We start from the raw sequence: 16,409 nt of genomic DNA, 5'->3' as shown, positions 1-16,409 counted from the left end.
GCCCTGGCAGCCCCGCCGGCCGACGGCCGGGGCGGCGACGGCGGGCGCGGGGCCCGAGAGGCCGCCGCCGAGGCCGCCGCCGAGATCGCCGCACTGATCGGGGCGGCACCTCTCGACGAGCGCGTCACCGAGGCCGTTGCCCTGGCCTACGCGCAGGTCGGCGGCGGCCTGGTGGCCGTCCGCTCGTCCGGTGCGCAGGAGGACGGCACGGAGCACTCGTTCGCCGGCCAGTTCGACAGCTTCCTCAACGTCCGCGGTCTCGACCAGGTCACCGCCCATGTCCGCCGCTGCTGGGCCTCGGCATTCTCCGAACGGTCCCTGCACTACCGCGCGCAGCGCCGGCTGCCGCTGAACACCGGCGGCGTCGCGGTGATCATTCAGCGCATGGTGCCCGCCGAGCGCAGTGGAGTGCTGTTCACGGCCGACCCGGCAACCGGCCGCGGCGACCGCCATGTGGTCAGCGCCGTCCACGGGCTGGGGGAGGGGCTGGTCTCCGGCGCCGTCGACGCCGACACCGTGGTCCTGGACGCGGCCACCGGCGAGCCGCTGACCACCGTGACCGGCGAGAAGCAGGAGCGCTACGACGCCGGCGCCGGCCCCGGCTGCGTGGTGTCGCCGGTCGCCCCCGAAGACCGTGGGGCCCTGTGCCTGACCGCCGAGGACCTGGTCCGGCTGCACCGGGTGGGGGTGCGCGCCACGGCGCATTACGGCACCCCGCAGGACATCGAGTGGGCGATCGCGGACGGCACCCTGTGGATCCTGCAGAGCCGTCCGATCACCGCCCTCGGCCACCCGTCCGGCACCGGACCGGAACGCGAGGAGCCCGAGGGGGAGGTACGGCTGTGGGACAACTCCAACATCATCGAGAGCTTCGGCGGCGTCGTCTCCCCCCTCACCCACAGCTTCGCCGCCGACACCTACACCAAGGTGTACGAGAGCTACGCCCGCGCGCTGGGCGTCAGGGGCGATCAGCTGCGCGAGGTCCAGGAGTGGACCCCGCACCTGCTCGGCTACTTCCACGGACGGGTCTACTACAACCTGTACCACTGGTACCGCATGGTGCGCCTGGCCCCGCTGTACCCGCTGAACCGCCGTGTGCTGGAGAAATCGCTGGGTGTCTCGGAGAGCATTTCCGACGAGTGTGCCGACGCCCTTCATCCTTTCACGCCGCGAACCGGGCTGCGCGGCCGGTTTTCCCGGCTGACCCGTGCGGCGGTCTTCACCGGAAGGTTTCTGGCCGTCCGGAAATCCGTGGAGACCTTCCACCGCGATTTCTACCGGGCGTATGAGGAATTCAACAATGTCGACTACGACACGCTGCCCGGTGATGAGACCCACCGGCGCTTTCGCAGGCTGCAGAGGGAACTCATCGAGAAATGGGGTCCGATGCAGGTCCTGGACGCCACGATCCTGCTCTCCGTCGGCGTGCTGGCCCTGCTGACCCGCAGATGGCTGCCGGACGCACCCGACTGGTTCACCTGGGCCGCGGCCGCACCCGACGGCCCTGTCGAGTCCGCCGAACCGGCGCGGGCGCTGGCCGGCCTGGCGGCGCGGGTGCGGGCCGACGACGAGGTGCGGCGCCTGCTGGAGCACACCGACGACGCCGACGCCCACCGGGCGCTGCGCGAGGGCGGCCACACCGACGTCCTGGCCGCCGTCGACGCGTATGTCGCCGCCTACGGCTACCGCAGTCCCGACGAGCTCAAACTGGAGGTGCCCGACCTGCGGGAGAACCCGGCCGGGCTGTTCACCCTGCTGCGCGAGGCGCTGCCGGACAGCACGGGCGACCGGCCCAGCGGCCGCGGCGGCGAGGCCGACGCCTACCTCGACCGGCATCTGCGCGGCCCCCGCCGCTGGGTGTACGAGCGGGTGCGGCGCAAGGCCAGGACCGCGCTCGCCGACCGCGAACGGTTGCGGTTCTGCCGCACCCGCGCCTTCGGCGCGGCCAAGCGCATGCTGCGCGCGATGGGCCGCGACCTGGCCCGCGTCGGGGCCATCGATTCCTGGGCCGATGTGTTCATGTTGAGGCTGGAGGAGGTGCGGGGCGCCTACGAGGGCCGGATCGCCCACGCCGAGCTGAAGCAACTGGCCGCGCTGCGCCGCGGGCAACTCGCCGCAGACACCGCGCTGCACGCACCGTCCCGTTTCACCACCCGCGGCGCTCCCTACTGGTCGGGCAATCTGGAGCGGGCCGGCTGGACCGGCGGCCCCGCCGCCCGCAGCGGCGTCCGCGAACTGCGCGGGACCCCCTGTTGCCCCGGTGTCGCCGAAGGGCCCGCGGTGGTCACGGACAGCCCGCGCGAGATCGGCGGCGGCGTCCTGGTCGCCTACCGCACCGACCCCGGCTGGGTGCCCGCGCTGGCCTCGGCCGCCGCCGTGCTCGTCGAACGCGGCAGCCCCCTGACCCATGTGGCCGTCGTGGCAAGGGAGTTGGGAATCCCGACCGTGGTCCAGGTCAAGGACGTCACCACCGAGATCCGCACCGGCACCCTGCTGCGCGTGGACGGCGCCGCCGGGACGGTCACCGTACTCGCCGACCCGCCCGCCGCCGGCACCGCCGGCGGCCCGGCCGTGCCCCCGGACAGCTGAAGGACGGAGACACATCCGTGATCCTCACCGAGGACCGACTGCACGACCTGCTCGACAAGTCCCTCGCCGAACTGCCGCCCCGAGCTGCCGACTTCGCCGTGGTGCTCGAAGGCTCCATAGCGGAGGGGTTCGGCAACCCCTCCTCCGACATCGACTTCCTGGTCATCGGCCGGGGCGACGAAGACCTGCCGACCATGCCGTCGCTGCTCTTCGTCGACGGCCGCCGGGTGGAGATCCGCACCCGCTCGGTACGTCAACTCACCGACCAGTTCCGCACCCTGGAGGAACAGGCCAAGCGCCCCGGCAAGCTCTGCGAGGACCTGCTCAACCGCTGTCAGCGGCTGCTGCACGGCCACCCGCTGCGCGGCCACACCCTGGTCGACGAGGTCAAGGCACTCATGCCCCGCGAGCGGTTCTCCCGCATCGCCGGCGACTGGTGGGCCCACCGGGCCCGCCAGTCCATGCGGCACGCGGTGGCGCTGCTCTGCCTCGGCGAGACCGACGAGGCCGTCGACTGGAACCGCGCCGCACTCGTCCAGACCGTCAAGGCGTGGGCGGCCGGCCGGGGCGAGACCTACCTGGAACCCAAGTGGCTCTCCCTGCAGCTGGACCGCATCGGCCGGCCCGAGGTGCGCGACCGGTACGGGGAGCTGAACTCCGCGACCCCCGCCCCCGGCGACCCGGACGCCGCCCGGGCCCACCTCTCGGCCTGCCTCGCCTTCGCCGCCGACCTCGGCCTGACCGGCGTGGCCGCCGGCCCCGAACGCCTCACCGTCGAACGCGCCGCCGCCGTGACGACCTGGCAGACCGGCGAACGGGTCCACGTCATCCGCCGGCGCCGCGAGGTGTTCGCGCTCGGCGACCGCGCCGGAGCCGTCTGGCGCTGTCTCGTCCCGGGCCGCCCACTGCCCCAGGTGCTCGCCGCGGCCGAGGACCTCGCCGGCACCGACCCCGGCCCGCTGCTGGCCGCGTTCTGGCGCTACGGACTGATCAGGCTGGCGTGGAAGGGCGGCGGCACCGTCACCGCGTCGCTGCCGCTCGCCGCGCCGCCCGGCCCCGTCACCCCACCGCCCTCTACCGCGCAGCCGCCGCTGTCGGTGGCCGGCGCGGCCGTCGGCGGCCCCGACGCCGTCGACCTGGTACCCCTGCCCGCCGACCGGTTCGCCGCCGCCACCATGGCCCTGGTGTGGTCCAACGTCGTCGTCGAGAACGCCGTCGAGGACCTCACCGGCGCGCTCGAGCGCGGCCAGTGGCCGGTCGCCGAACTCACCGCCCGCCGCGCCGTGCACGCCGCGCTGCGCGGCCTGTTCAGCTCCTACGGAGTCAACCCGCTGCCCGCCGACTGCGACCTCGTCCACCGGATGGACCTGCTGCCGCCGGCCACCGAGCCGATCCGCGCACGCGCCGGGGAACTGCTGCGCCGCACCGTCGACTCGCCCGACCGCGGCGAGGCCGCCCTCGCCGACCTGCGCGCCTTCGTCGCGCTGGTGCGCACCACCGCGGGCGCCGACGCCTTCCCCTCCTGCTTCGACTCCGCCGACGCCTGGCGGGCCACCCTGGAACTCGGCCACGACTGGCTGCGCATCGGAGCCCACCTGGACGCGCGACTGCCCATCGAGGAGGCCCGCGACCTCCTCGCCGGCCACGGCACCAGGCCCCACCGGAGCGGACGGCACCCGGCCCCCGGGAGGACCGGCCGATGACCGGCGCGATGACGGTACTGGTCACCGGCGCCGGCGGCCTGGTGGGCGCGGAAGTGACCGCCCGGCTCACCGCCGCGGGCCACACCGTGCTGACACTGCTGCACAGCAGGACCCGCCTCGTGCGCAACAACGGCAGAGAACTCACCCCCGGGCCCGGCACCCTCACCCCGGTCACCGGCGACATCACCCGCCCCGGCCTCGGACTCACCGACGACCACCGGCACCTCGCCCGGACGGCCGACCGGATCGTGCACTGCGCCGCCGTCACCGGCTTCGGACTGCCCGAGGAGCGCTACGACAGTGTCAACGTCTCCGGCACCCGGCACGTCCTCGACCTCGCCCTCGCCGGACGCACCCCGCTCGTGCACGTCAGCACCGCCTACGTCTGCGGAGAACGCGACGGCACCGCGTACGAGGACGAACTCGACGTGGGCCAACGCCCCGGCAACGGCTACGAGCGGAGCAAACTGACCGCGGAAACCCTGGTCCGCGAGGCCGCCGCGGAGGGCCTGCCGGTCACCGTGGTCCGCCCGAGCATCATCACCGGCGCCGCCCGCACCGGCCGCGTCCGCGACTTCAGGACCATCCATCCGGTGCTCAAGGTCTTCACCAGGGGCCTGGCACGCAGCGCCCCCGGCCACTACGACGCCGTACTCGACCTGGCTCCGGTCGACCACGTCGCCGGCCTGGTGGCCGAGGCCGCCCTCCGCTTCGACGACGCCGAGGGCCGCACCCTGCACGCCGTCGGCCACGAGCTGACCCTGCGGGACTTCTCCGACGTCCTCGCCGAGTACCCGCCCTTCCAGGTGCCGAGGTTCGTCCCCCCGTCCGCCTTCTCCGCATCGGCCCTGCCCGACCGTGAACGCCCCTACTACGACCGCGTCATCGCCCTCCACGACACCTACTTCCGCCGGCGCGTCCACTTCGACGACGCGCGGGCCATCGCCTTCGGCGTCCGCCGGCCTCCCACGTGCGGACGGACCTACCTGCGCCGCCTCCTCGACCACTGCCTGCGGGTCGGCTACCTCGGCACGCCCCCGCCCAAGCAGCCGGCCACCCGCCGAACCCACGGGAGCACCCAGTGACGTACCACCCCGAACACCCCGGGCCCGAGCACGGCATCGCGGTGTCGCCCCTGCTCACCTGCCACCCCGCCAAGCAACGGCTGTACGGCGCGGACACCTACTACCAGGAAGCCCACGAACACCTCGCCGCCCTCACCGACGACGTCCCAGGCTTCGCCCGGCACCACGCCACGCTGCTGCTGAAGCCGGACGCCGTGGTGGCGCGCAGGCTGGAGGCGGCCGTCGAGTGGCTGGCCGAACAGGACTTCCGGATCGTCGGCGCGGCGATCACCCGCCTGACCCGCACCATGATCCGTGCCCTGTGGTACTTCCAGTGGAACCTCGCCACCCCCCACCGCAGGCGGCTCGCCGCGCTCTTCCTCCAGGACGCCGACGCCCTCGTCCTCGTCGTCCGCCCCGGCCACGCCCTCGACGTCCCGGCCTCGGTGGAGCTCACCCGGCTCAAGGGTCCCACCGACCCGGACGCACGGGCTCCCGGCCAGCTCCGCCACCTCCTCGGCCGCTACAGCTACCTGCTCAACCTGGTGCACACCCCCGACGAACCGGCCGACGTACTACGGGAGTCGGCCGTCCACTTCGACGACACCGAACGTGACCGCCTCTTCCGGTCCGCATTGCGGGGCGAGGACCGCACCGCGCACGCCCTGGAGCTGACCGACCGGCTCTACGCCGCCACCGAGCCCCGCGCACTCGACTTCGAACCCGCCCTCGAACGGCTGCGCCGGGCACTGTCGCACCACCACGGCCCCGACCCCGCCGCCGACCCGCGCCGGCTCCTGGAAGCGGCCTGGAGCCAGGGAGTCGGCCTCGACCCCTGGGACACCGTCATCGTCGGCTCCAAGGTGCTCCCCATGCGGCAGCCCGGCCGCGCCCCGGTGCTGGACGGAGCCGACACCGGAACATGGCGCCGCCATCTGACCGCCCTCGGCGCCACGGCCCTCTGAAGCACGCCCCGGCCCTCTGAAGGAGGAACACCCCATGCAGTTCGCCAGGACCCTCCCCAAGGAACTGGTCCACCGGGCCGCGATCGCCGAGGTCTTCCTGACCGACGCCAAGCGCCCGAGCGAGGACGAGGTGCTGCTCGCCGCACAGCTTCCCCGCCTGCACGCCTTCCACGACGACACCCTCGCCCCGCGCACCCACCACGACCCCTTCATGCTGCTGGAGGCGTGCCGGCAGGCCATCTTCGTCGTGGCCCACCGCTACCTGGGCGTACCGCTGGGCCACAAGTTCCTGCTGCGCGCGGTCGAGTCGGACGTGCTCGACCCGACCGCCCTGGTGCCCGGGAACACCCCCACCGAGGCCGTCATCGCCGCCCGCGTCGGAGAACGGCTCCGGAGCCGGTCCGGGATGACGGGACTGCGGCTGGCCTTCACCGTGACCATCCGCGGGCGCCCCGCGATGTCCGCCCGCATCGACTACTCCTGGATGCGGCCGCGGGACTGGACGCGGCTGCGGGCCGGGCAGCGCGGCGCGCTCGGCCTGTCCGGCCGTCCCGTCGCGCTGCGAGGACCGCGCGCCGACGCCGCCCTGGTGGGCCGCCGCGACCCCGCCAACGTGGTCATCTCCCCGCCGCGCACCACCGGCGACGGCGGGAGCGCGGCCCGCCTGGTCGCCCGGACTACGCACCCGACGCTGTACGACCACTGGGTCGACCACGTGCCCGGCATGCTGGAGCTGGAGGCATGCCGGCAACTGGCCCTGACCGCCGCCGTGGCCGCGGGCGCGCTGCGTACGCCCACGGCGCTGCCGGTCGGCCTGTCCGCGCGGTTCCACCGCTTCGCCGAGATGGATCTGCCCCTGCTGTGCCTGACCGCCCCGGTGCTGCCCGGAGCGGACGTCGAGTGCGCCCTGCACCAGCTCGGCGCCCCGGTGGCCGAGGCCCGCATCGGCTTCGCCGACCGGGACACGGCCGGCCTGGCCGCCGTCGCGGGCATCGCGGGCGCGGCGCCGGGCCACCTGCCGGGGGGCAGGGGGACGGCCCTGACGTGAGTACCGTCCTCGTGCTCCACGTGCCCGCCCGGCTGGCCCGTTTCGTACTCCGCATGTTCCGGCCCCACCTCCACGCCGCCTACGGACTGCTGTGGGTGCTGGCCCTGGAGGCCTCCGCGGTGTCGCTGACCGGCGCGGCATGGCGGCCGACGGGAGCGACCTGGGTGCGGGTGGCGAGTGTCGTACTGGCCCTGCTGTTCCTGCGGATGCTCGACGAGCAGAAGGACCTCGAGTACGACCGCGTGCACCACCCGGACCGGCCGCTGGTCACCGGTGAGATCACCGCCGCCGAGCTGCGCGGCTCCATGGCCGTCCTGACCGCCGTCCTCACGGGCCTGAACGCCGCCCTGTCGCCGGCCGCCGTCCTGCTGATCCTGTCGGCCCTCGGCTACGCACTGCTGCTCGCCGCCCTGGAACGCCTGTCGGCGGCAGTACGCGACCGGCAGCTGCTCAACCTCACGGTCACCTACCCGGTGCAGGTGCTGCTCGGGATCTACGTGTACGGGACACTGGCCGCCGCCGGGACCGTCCCCGCCGACTGGCGCGCGGGGGTGCTGCTGGCGCTGTGCGCCTGCGTGTTCCTGCACTACGAGTTCGCCCGCAAGACGGTCTGGGAGACACCGCCCGGCGCGCGCCTGTACTCGGCCCTCCTCGGCCCGCGGCGCAGCGCGGCGGTCACGGCGGCCCTGGCGGTGGGGGCGGTCGGCTGCCAGATCGCCCTGTTCCTCCCGGACGGCCCGGCCGGGCTGCTGCCCTGCCTGACGGCGGCGCTGCCCGCCTGGGGCCTGCGGCGGTTCCTGCGGGCACGCCGAGGCGGCTGGCCGCTGCCGGCCGCGGCGGGCTTCGTCGCGGGCACCCACCTCGCCCTGACCGTGCGCGCGGCGGTGCTGCCATGACCATCCAACAACCCCTGACCTGCGAGGAGTTGCTCACCACCACACGCACCGTACGGAACGGCCTGGACCTTGAGCGGGAGGTGGACGCGGAACTCGTCAAGGACTGCCTGCGCGTCGCCCTGCAGGCACCCAACGGCAACAACCGCCAGAACTGGCGCTGGCTCCTGCTGACCGACCCCGGGCTCCGCGCCGGCCTCGCCGAGGTGTACCGGGCCGCGTTCCACGACCGCAACGCCGCCGCCCTGCGGCGACCGGACGAACTGCCCGAGGCGACCCGCTCGGTGCTCACCGGCGCCCGACGGCTGGCCGAGCGGTTGCACCGCGTGCCCGTCCTGGTCATCCCCTGCCTCCAACTGCCCGACGGCCGGCTGCCGCCGGGCAACCAGGCCGGCCTGTGGGCGTCCCTGCTGCCCGCCGCCTGGAGCTATGCGCTGGCCGCCCGCAGCCGTGGCCTGGTCACCGCATGGACAGCCGTCCACCTGGACCGCGAGCAGGAGGTCGCCGACCTGCTCGGCCTGCCGCCCACCGTCCGGCAGGGCGCGCTCCTGCCGACCGCGTACCCGCTGCGCACCGCTTTCCGCCCCGGGCCGCGACGGCCGCTGGAGGAGGTCCTGCACCACGACGGCTGGCAGGGCGACGAGGGAGGCGGCGCCGACGACGGCCGCCGGGGCCGGATCAGGGCGTGAGGACCACCTTTTCGCAGCCGTCCTGCTTGTTCTCGAACAGCTCGTAGCCGCGTGGCGCCCCCGCCGGCGGCAGATGGTGGGATCACCCGGGCGGGGTCGGGTCGACCTTTCCCTGCGCGATCGGCCCGAGCAGCGGTTTCATGTACTTCAGCACAGGACACCGCCCGGTGCGCGGGGTCAGGGACCTGTTCATCCAGGCGTCGGCCAGGAACCTGTCCACGGGGCTGCCGTGGACACCGATGACCGAGACCGGGCCGCCGCTGCGGCAGGACATGATCGCCTGACGCGGTTCATACCGCGGGCGGAACCGGCAGGGTTCACGACCTGGGGCGCGCCGAGCAGCGCACTGCTCCGGCCGAGGCCGCGTACGAGCGGACCGTGCCGCAGGCCGGAGGCGGAGCGGGTGCCCGTCTTCATCGGACACTCCCGCGTGAAAGGCGGATACGAGCGTCACCTCGGCCGGCTGGGGGAACCTGGTGACGGGGGAAAGAAGACGGCCTTCGCCGTGGTTGGAGGTGGCAGGCGCGTGATGGATCCGCCGGGAGTGCGCCGCACCGGCGGGCGGCCGCCGGACGATGTCCTTGAGGCGCTTGCGCGGGTGGTGGACGCCCTGCAGTCCGCTGCCTACGTATCGGACGAGCAGGGACGCATCGTCGAGGTCAACGCCCGGGCACAACAGCTGCTGGCCCGGCCCGCCGCACTGCTGGTGGGCCAGGACGCACACGACCTGCTGCACCGCAACCAGCATGGGGAGCGGATGCCGAGGGTCCAGTGCGTGGTGCGTCAGGCCGTCCATTCCGGCCGTGCGGCGCAGAAGGCGGGGGAGTGGCTCGAACGCGGTGACGGGTCCCTGCTGCGAGTCGACTGGACGGTCGCGCCGTGCGACCTGGGTGACCGGCCCGCCGCGCTCGTGCTCCTCCACCCGCACGACGCCGCCGACCCGCCGGAGCGGGCCGGCGCACCGCTCTCGGAGCTCGAGCGGCTGGCGCTGCTGGCCGAGACCACGTCGCGGCTGACCTCGACCCTCGATGTCGAGGAGGCGCTGCACAGACTGGTCCGCCTGATGGTTCCCCGTCTGGCGGACTGGGCCGTGATCGACCTGATCACCGAACACGACGAGGTGCGACGGGTCACCGTCGCCCACATGGACAACGGCGTCCTGACGGACCGGGAGGACCTCCAGGGGCCGATGCCGCCGGTACCGGAGGAGTCGTCCATGCCCCTGTCCCGGGCCCTGCGGGGCGCGGCCTCCGCACTGGCCAGGCCGGAGACCTACCAGGGACCGCCTGACTCGGGGATCGCCGTCGAACAGCGCCGTCTGTTCGAGGCGACGGGGATGCACTCGGCCGTCATCGCGCCCATCCGCAGCCTGCGGGAAGTCCTCGGCGCCCTGACGCTGGGACGTTCCGCACAGCCGCAGCCGTTCACCGCGGCCGACATCGCGCTGCTGGAGGACATCACGCGCCGTGCCGGTCTGGCTCTGGACAACGCACGCCTCTACCAGCGGCAGCGCACGGTCGCGGAGACCATGCAACGGCACCTGCTGCCGCAGCTGCCGCGTGGACTGGGGCTGGAGATGACCGCCAGGTACCTTTCCGCGCCGGACGCATCCGACGTCGGTGGTGACTGGTACGACGCCTTCACCCTGGCCGACGGCGCCATGGCTCTGGCGATCGGGGACGTCGTCGGCCACGACCTGGACGCCGCGTCCGGCATGGCGCAGCTGCGCAACATGCTCCGCGCCTACGCCTGGTCGCAGCAGAAGCCGCCCAGCAAGATCGTCAAATGGCTGGACCAGGCATCCGTGCGCATCGCCGAAGTGTCCATGGCCACCCTCGTCTTCGCCCGGACGACGGTGACCGGCGACGGGCAGTGCAAACTGACCTGGACCAACGCCGGCCATCCACCGCCCCTGCTGATCACCCACGACGGCGTGACCCGCTACCTCACCGACGGCCACGGCCTGCTCCTGGGTGTCGCTCCCGACCAGGCCCGCACCGACGCGACCACTGTCCTGCCCTCCGGCTCGACCCTCCTGCTGTACACCGACGGACTGATCGAGTCCCCCGGCAAGTCCCTCGACGACGGGCTGCGCCGGCTGAGCCGGCACGCCGCCTCCCTGGCCCACCGCCCCCTGGAGTCCTTCACCGACCAGTTGCTCGCGCGGACCCGCCCGTCCGACAACGACGACGATGTGGCCCTCCTGGCCGTACGCATCCCTCCGGGAGGTTCCCGGGCGGCCTGCTCGGTCGCCTGACAACGCGTCCTTGATCTTCCCCTGATGCCGGTCTCCGTACCCATGACCGGAGGCCCGGGCTCGCCCAGTGCCTCAGGGGTCTCCACGAGGGAGAACTCGTGCCCCCGGCTGCCCGGCCCGCGGGCCGGGAGGGTGGCGCGGTGTTTTCCCCGTGCGGTGCGCGGCCTCCCGTCCGGCGCCCATACTGAGGTGACCGCCAGTACCCCATGAGAGGTTTCGACCGGCTGCCGCTCGGCACGTGCGCCTCATCGCCGTCAGGCGGGGTGGTGTTGTACCCGGTGACCGGTTTCCGTCCGGCTCCGCTCCGGGAGTGAGCGGTGAAGGGAAGAGCCCTGATGGCGACGACCATCGGCGTCGAAGAGGAATACCTGCTGGTCGATGCGGCTACGGGCTTGCCGGCCGCGCGGGAGGACAAGGTGCGCGCCACAGCCGGCCTGCAGCCTTTCGTCGCCGACGGGGAGGTGCAGTCGGAGCTGTTGCAGACACAGGTCGAGGTGGCCACTCCGGTCTGTGCCGAGCTGGGCGAGGTCGGTGGACACCTGCTGCGGCTGAGGCATGCTGTGGCGGGTGCGGCGGAAGCCCACGGCTGCCGGCTCGTGGCGAGCGGGACTCCGCCCACCCATCAGGGGCCGCCGGTGCCGGTCACCGACCACGCCCGCTACCGGGCGATGCGGCGGCAGGCCCCGCAGCTGGTGGCCGAGCAGATGGTCTGCGGCATGCACGTGCATGTGGCCGTGCCCGGCCGGCACGTGGGGGTGGAGGTGCTGAACCGGCTCCGCGTGTGGCTGCCGACGCTCACGGCGATGTCGGCGAACTCGCCGCTCTGGAAAGGACACGACACCGGATTCGCCAGCTGGCGCACCGTGATCTTCGACCGGTGGCCGGTCAGCGGCATACCGCCGTACTTCGCCGACGAGGAGGACTACGACCTGCGGGTCCGGCGGCTGCTGTCCACCCGCGTGATCACCGACACCGGCCAGCTGTACTGGCAGGCCCGGCTGTCGGAGCGCTATCCCACGGTGGAGATCCGCTGCATGGACGTGCAGCTGCGCGCCGGCGACGCCGTCATGCTGGCCGGCCTGGTCCGTGCCCTGGTGGAAACCGCGATGTACGAGGCAGCCGCCGGTGTCCGCGCACCGCGGTGCGCTCCGGAACTGATCAGGGCAGCGATGTGGCAGGCCGCCCGGCACGGGCTCGGTGGCGACCTGATCGATGCTCAGGGGTGCCGTCGCCGCGCCGGTGACGTGGTGGGCGGGCTGCTGGAACACGTGGACTCCGCGCTGGAAGCAGCCGGCGATCTGCGGGAGGTGACCGCCGTCGTGCACCGCCTGCTGCGGGAGGGTACGGGCGCGGACCTGCAGCGCCGGGCTCTGCACGCCGGCGGACTCGACGCCGTCAACGGTCTGCTGGCCTTCACCGACATCGGCGGCGCTCCGGAAGAGCGGCCGGCGTCCTTCCCGCGCACCGGCGGAGCCGTTCCCCTGAGGACCTTCGGCGGCACCACGGCATAGGCGAGATCCCGCCGTTCCGCCCGCTCTGCGAGAGGTGCTCGCCACGACCCCGTTCGCTTCGACCTGCGCGCCGCCGCACCCGATGAACCCTGGCGCACCTGCGTGACCCTCACCCTGAGCCGGGCTCGCCCGGTCCCGGGACGCAGCACGGTGTCCTACGACCCGTACGCACGCAGCCCGACCGAGCTGCGGCCCGCCGTCCGCCGGGGCGAGGAAGCCGGCTGACGCGAAACGAGTGCATGTGTCCCCCATCATGCGCTTCGCGCAGGGCTCCCGTGTGGACGGATGGAGTGGGGAACGCGGCGTTCGCGGCTCCCGGGACGGCCGGCACGGCCCGCACGGCCCCGCTGCTGGCGGTGTGCGCCGGGTACTTCATGGTGATCCTGGACGTGACGATCACCAACGTCGCCGTGCCGGTGGCGGGCCGGGAACTGTCGGCCTCGCTCACCGGCATCCAGTGGATCACGGACGGCTACAGCCTGGTCTTCGCGGGGTTCCTGATGACCGGGGGCGCGCTGGGCGACCGGCTGGGCAACCGCCGGGTCTTCTGCTGGGGCGTGGTGGTGTTCACCGTGTCCTCGGCCGCGTGCGCGTTCGCGCCGAGCGCCCCCCTTCCTGGTGGTGGCCCGGCTGGTCTCGGGCGGCCTGGGCGGAGGCACCCAGTATCCGCTGAAGCTGACGGCGGCTCTGCCAGCGACCCTGCCCGTGGCAGCGCTGTTCTTCTGCTGCCGGCGCTACTTCGTCCAGGGTGCCAACGCGGGAGCCGTCAAGGAGTGAGGGAACAAGGGCCGCCTTCCCGCACACCGCGGACGCTGATGTGGACCCGGCCGAAGAACACGCGCCCGGGCTCCTCGTCGGGTGCGAGCGCACCCGGGCGTCCCGGGGCGGGCACCGCGGCGCCCGCCCCGGGACGGGCTCAGGCGATGGCCAGGCGCAGCTCGGCCTTGTTCGTTCCGGCGAAGGTGTAGCTGAACTGCTCCCGGACCCCGGAGCCGCAGGCCTTCTTCGAGCGGGACTCACCGTTGCCGCCAACGACGCGGACCACGGCGCACTTGCCGTCCATACGGGTGTCCTCGAGCCAGCCGGACACCCGCACGGAGCCGCCCGAGCAGCGCAGGGTCCAACTGGCCTCCGCTCCGCTGATCTTCGGGGACGCCGAGGACGGGCACGTGGCGGCGCTCGCCGTGCCGGCAGCACCGACGGCCAGCCCGCCGGCGAGAACGACCGTCGACAGAGCGGACATGAGGGTCTTGCGGACAGCGGACATGGAGGTACCCCTTCGGGTGGAGAGCTGACAGGAAGCGCACCGGCACCACGCCCCGGACACGCCGTCCGCCGATGCGGGCGGGCCGTCCGGGAGCGCCGGGCACGGCACCAGACTGCCCGCGGGAGCAAGGTGCGAGAAGACATTCCCGGTGTCTGCACAAGGGGCATTCATGCAACATCCATGCAGCATCCAGGCAGCCTCCGTGCAATCCGTGAGGAGGCGTTCCGGCCTGCGGTCATGACCTCGGGAGAGGGAGTCGCACGCCATGCGGCCCCGTGGACCTCTGGTACGCGGGGGTGTCGGCGGGCGGGCGCTGGAACACCAGCAGGGCCAGCCAGGTGTCCACGTCCGCCCGGCCGGTCGGCGGCAGGCCGTGCCTGCTCTGGAAGAACCTCAGGTCCCCGGTGGTCGCCGCGGTGAACTTCCCCGACACCTCCGTGCCGCCCAGACCCGTGTTGTGCAGAAGTTCCTGGAGGGCCAGGACCGCGTGACCGTCGGTTCCGGGGCCGACGGTCCGCACCAGGGCAGGCCACGTGTCCTTGCCCACCTTGCCGTCGGACGGCAGGTTGTTCCTGCGCTGGAAGTCCATGACGGCGTCCTGGGTGTCGTCCCCGAAGAAGCCGTCCGCCTTCACCTCGTAGCCGTGCGCCGTCAGCAGGTGCTGCAGGGCGCGGGCACGGGTGAACTGGTCCTCCTCCCGCTTCATCAGCAGTGGCCACTCGAGCGGCGCGCCACTCAACGGAACAGCGTCGGCCGCGTCTTCCTCCGGGGCCCGAGGATGCGGGGCGTACTGGCCACGAACGACCACCCCGGCGACGAATGCCAGCACCATCGCGGCCACCAGCGTCGGCAGCGCCCACCGGAATCGGAGCCGGCCCGGGGAGCCGCGCACGCCCGTGCCGTCCGCGACACCGGTTCCGCCGGTGAGCCCCGGCCCGTTGCCGACGGTTCCCTGACGACTGTTCTCCTCCAGCGCCGCCCGGCACAACTCCCATGCCTGTGCCAGCTCCGCCGCCGGGGCACGCAACTGGGCGTGCAGCGCCTCCACCACCCTCGGCGGAGCGGTCGAGGTGTGCTTCGGGTTCAGGTAGCGCGAGAGCGTCGTCTGGTCGATGCCCAGTCTCGAGGCCAGTGCCTGCTGTGTGGGCCGCGTGCCGCCGGGCGGACTTTCGGCCTCCTCCCACCAGCGTCGCAGCAGCCACGCCAACCGGGTCCCCGGCCGTTGCTCCCGTTCCTGTCCGTCCGGCTCATGTGCCATGTACGTGCCTCTCCCGGTCGTCATGCGGAACAGCCGGGCGTCCGCACCGCCTGCATCGCCGCATAACAGCAGGCCGGCCACGTGCATGACGGCAAGTGCGGACGCATCGGCCCACAGCAGCGCAGAGCGTAGCGATGGCGGACGAAGAGGTCGGCGCCTCTGTCCCGGACCGTCCGCACCCCCGCGCGGCCACCGGACGTTCCGCGGCCCCGTGGCGAGGCCGCCCCGGGCCCTTCGGGCAGCCGCGCCGAGAACCGGTGCGGAGAGCGTGCGTTCACCCGGACGAGTGCCGATGCGAGCGCACTCCCGGAACACGTCACTCACCCGTAGGAGGGGCGGTCCGGCTGCCGCTCTCCTCGGGCACGCGCGGATCGGCCACGAACCGGCCGCGCCCCGACAGCAGGGGGCCGTCTCTCGACCCGTGTCACAACCTCACCCACGGCACCCGGGTCAGCCATCGACCCTCCCAGCCCAACGGTCACGACACCGCGGTCGCCGAGTACCGCCGCCGGCGGCAGCCATGCGTGGGCGCCGGTCAGCGCTGGTACATCCCGACGACGGTGCCGTCGGCCGGTCGCGCGGCGTCGACCGCGCGGTGCACGTGGTCGGCGGGTGCGGGACGCCCCAGCCTCTTTCTGCCCAGCCGTTGGCCCGGACCCGGCCGCCGGGAGACGACTGTCCCGCGTCGGGGTCCTCACAGAGCAGGAGGAGCTCCGCGGCGCCGCCGGACGCCCCCGACCAGGACAGCGGCGGGGAGACGTTGCCGCCGTCCCGTGCGTGACGCCACGGGACCAGCGCGGGATCGCTGAATGCCGTGCCGCGCGGTCCGGTACCGGCCATGTCCCAGCCATACCGCGGGAGACGGCGGGCAGGGCGCACCCGGGGCCGAACGGTGGACACCTGTCCCCCTCAGCCGGCGCGGTTGCCGGCCGCGGGCGCGAACAGCGCCGGCTGGTCCTTGACCCAGGGGGCGTAGACGGCCAGTCGTTTCGCGGCCGAGGGACAGAACCAGGCCAGCTGGTCCGCGACCCAGGGATCCACGTGCTGGTGGCCCGCGCGGTCCTCGGAGGCGTGGTGAGCGGCGTCGGCCACGGAGGCCCGGACACCGGCGTGCCCGGCGGCGGCCTGAGGGCCGGCCGCCGCCGCGGGGCCGCCGCCGACGAGG

General features: G+C 73.4%; 14 protein-coding genes and 2 pseudogenes. 12 read left to right on the top strand and 4 right to left on the bottom strand.

Features of this window, described 5'->3' with window-relative positions:
- The 12 genes and pseudogenes from DEP02_RS32085 to DEP02_RS35955 all read left to right on the top strand — a co-directional run.
- Window positions 1–2,589 (top strand): phosphoenolpyruvate synthase (locus DEP02_RS32085; RefSeq protein WP_112471187.1); only part of this gene is annotated, 2,589 nt, incomplete at its 5' end.
- A 17-nt stretch (window positions 2,590–2,606) separates the two neighbouring features.
- The gene (locus DEP02_RS32080; protein ID WP_112471186.1) at window positions 2,607–4,292 is read left to right on the top strand and encodes a nucleotidyltransferase domain-containing protein; all 1,686 of its coding nucleotides are present in this window, start codon (window positions 2,607–2,609) and stop codon (window positions 4,290–4,292) included.
- Entirely contained in the window at window positions 4,289–5,377 is a 1,089-nt protein-coding gene (locus DEP02_RS32075) for an SDR family oxidoreductase (protein WP_112471185.1), read from the top strand. The genes DEP02_RS32080 and DEP02_RS32075 overlap by 4 nt, the downstream gene beginning before the upstream one ends.
- Window positions 5,374–6,321, top strand: a complete 948-nt coding sequence (locus tag DEP02_RS32070) for a nucleoside-diphosphate kinase (RefSeq protein WP_232839375.1) — start codon at window positions 5,374–5,376, stop codon at window positions 6,319–6,321. Before DEP02_RS32075 ends, DEP02_RS32070 begins: the two co-directional genes overlap by 4 nt.
- 34 nt (window positions 6,322–6,355) lie before the next feature.
- Window positions 6,356–7,369 (top strand): ScbA/BarX family gamma-butyrolactone biosynthesis protein, encoded by a 1,014-nt coding sequence (locus DEP02_RS32065; protein ID WP_112471184.1) that lies wholly within the window; start codon window positions 6,356–6,358, stop codon window positions 7,367–7,369.
- Window positions 7,366–8,265, top strand: a complete 900-nt coding sequence (locus DEP02_RS32060) for a hypothetical protein (RefSeq protein ID WP_112471183.1) — start codon at window positions 7,366–7,368, stop codon at window positions 8,263–8,265. Before DEP02_RS32065 ends, DEP02_RS32060 begins: the two co-directional genes overlap by 4 nt.
- Window positions 8,262–8,951, top strand: coding sequence for a nitroreductase family protein (locus DEP02_RS32055; RefSeq protein ID WP_112471182.1), 690 nt, complete (start codon window positions 8,262–8,264; stop codon window positions 8,949–8,951). Before DEP02_RS32060 ends, DEP02_RS32055 begins: the two co-directional genes overlap by 4 nt.
- 140 nt (window positions 8,952–9,091) lie before the next feature.
- Window positions 9,092–9,235, top strand: a complete 144-nt coding sequence (locus DEP02_RS34220; protein ID WP_198668693.1) for a hypothetical protein — start codon at window positions 9,092–9,094, stop codon at window positions 9,233–9,235.
- A 245-nt stretch (window positions 9,236–9,480) separates the two neighbouring features.
- Entirely contained in the window at window positions 9,481–11,208 is a 1,728-nt protein-coding gene (locus tag DEP02_RS32045) for a SpoIIE family protein phosphatase (RefSeq protein WP_112471181.1), read from the top strand.
- A gap of 335 nt (window positions 11,209–11,543) precedes the next feature.
- A complete protein-coding gene (locus DEP02_RS32040) occupies window positions 11,544–12,719 on the top strand; it encodes a carboxylate-amine ligase (RefSeq protein ID WP_112471180.1) in 1,176 nt (391 codons plus the stop codon).
- A 239-nt stretch (window positions 12,720–12,958) separates the two neighbouring features.
- Window positions 12,959–13,264 (top strand): annotated as a pseudogene (locus DEP02_RS35960) (MFS transporter); the annotation flags it as partial.
- Window positions 13,265–13,340: 76 nt separating this feature from the next.
- Window positions 13,341–13,496 carry a hypothetical protein gene (locus DEP02_RS35955; protein ID WP_438947817.1) on the top strand — a complete coding sequence of 52 codons (156 nt, stop codon included), beginning with the start codon at window positions 13,341–13,343 and terminating at the stop codon, window positions 13,494–13,496.
- A gap of 139 nt (window positions 13,497–13,635) precedes the next feature.
- Here the strand turns inward: DEP02_RS35955 and DEP02_RS32030 are convergent, their stop codons facing one another.
- The 4 genes and pseudogenes from DEP02_RS32030 to DEP02_RS32015 all read right to left on the bottom strand — a co-directional run.
- Entirely contained in the window at window positions 13,636–13,986 is a 351-nt protein-coding gene (locus tag DEP02_RS32030; protein ID WP_112471179.1) for a hypothetical protein, read from the bottom strand.
- A 235-nt stretch (window positions 13,987–14,221) separates the two neighbouring features.
- Window positions 14,222–15,244: a peptidoglycan-binding protein gene (locus tag DEP02_RS32025; protein ID WP_112471178.1), complete on the bottom strand. Its 1,023-nt coding sequence runs from the start codon at window positions 15,242–15,244 to the stop codon at window positions 14,222–14,224.
- 450 nt (window positions 15,245–15,694) lie between these two features.
- The gene (locus DEP02_RS32020; protein WP_332872033.1) at window positions 15,695–16,084 is read right to left on the bottom strand and encodes a YbhB/YbcL family Raf kinase inhibitor-like protein; all 390 of its coding nucleotides are present in this window, start codon (window positions 16,082–16,084) and stop codon (window positions 15,695–15,697) included.
- Window positions 16,085–16,153: 69 nt separating this feature from the next.
- Window positions 16,154–16,409, bottom strand: a pseudogene (locus tag DEP02_RS32015) (hypothetical protein); the annotation flags it as partial.

The sequence above is a fragment of the Streptomyces triticisoli genome (genome assembly GCF_003270085.1).
GTDB lineage: Bacteria > Actinomycetota > Actinomycetes > Streptomycetales > Streptomycetaceae > Streptomyces > Streptomyces triticisoli.
Note: the sequence above shows the minus strand (reverse complement) of the source record. Positions and strands in the feature narration are given on the sequence as shown.

Bases quoted from the DNA above. Each gene is read 5' to 3' on its own strand.
- DEP02_RS32055 (WP_112471182.1), top strand. From the start codon at position 8,262: ATGACCATCCAACAACCCCTGACCTGCGAGGAGTTGCTCACCACCACA.
- DEP02_RS32045 (WP_112471181.1), top strand. From the start codon at position 9,481: ATGGATCCGCCGGGAGTGCGCCGCACCGGCGGGCGGCCGCCGGACGAT.
- DEP02_RS32030 (WP_112471179.1), bottom strand. From the start codon at position 13,986: ATGTCCGCTGTCCGCAAGACCCTCATGTCCGCTCTGTCGACGGTCGTT.
- DEP02_RS32020 (WP_332872033.1), bottom strand. From the start codon at position 16,084: ATGGCCGGTACCGGACCGCGCGGCACGGCATTCAGCGATCCCGCGCTG.
- DEP02_RS32040 (WP_112471180.1), top strand. From the start codon at position 11,544: ATGGCGACGACCATCGGCGTCGAAGAGGAATACCTGCTGGTCGATGCG.
- DEP02_RS34220 (WP_198668693.1), top strand. From the start codon at position 9,092: ATGTACTTCAGCACAGGACACCGCCCGGTGCGCGGGGTCAGGGACCTG.
- DEP02_RS32025 (WP_112471178.1), bottom strand. From the start codon at position 15,244: ATGGCACATGAGCCGGACGGACAGGAACGGGAGCAACGGCCGGGGACC.
- DEP02_RS32065 (WP_112471184.1), top strand. From the start codon at position 6,356: ATGCAGTTCGCCAGGACCCTCCCCAAGGAACTGGTCCACCGGGCCGCG.
- DEP02_RS32075 (WP_112471185.1), top strand. From the start codon at position 4,289: ATGACCGGCGCGATGACGGTACTGGTCACCGGCGCCGGCGGCCTGGTG.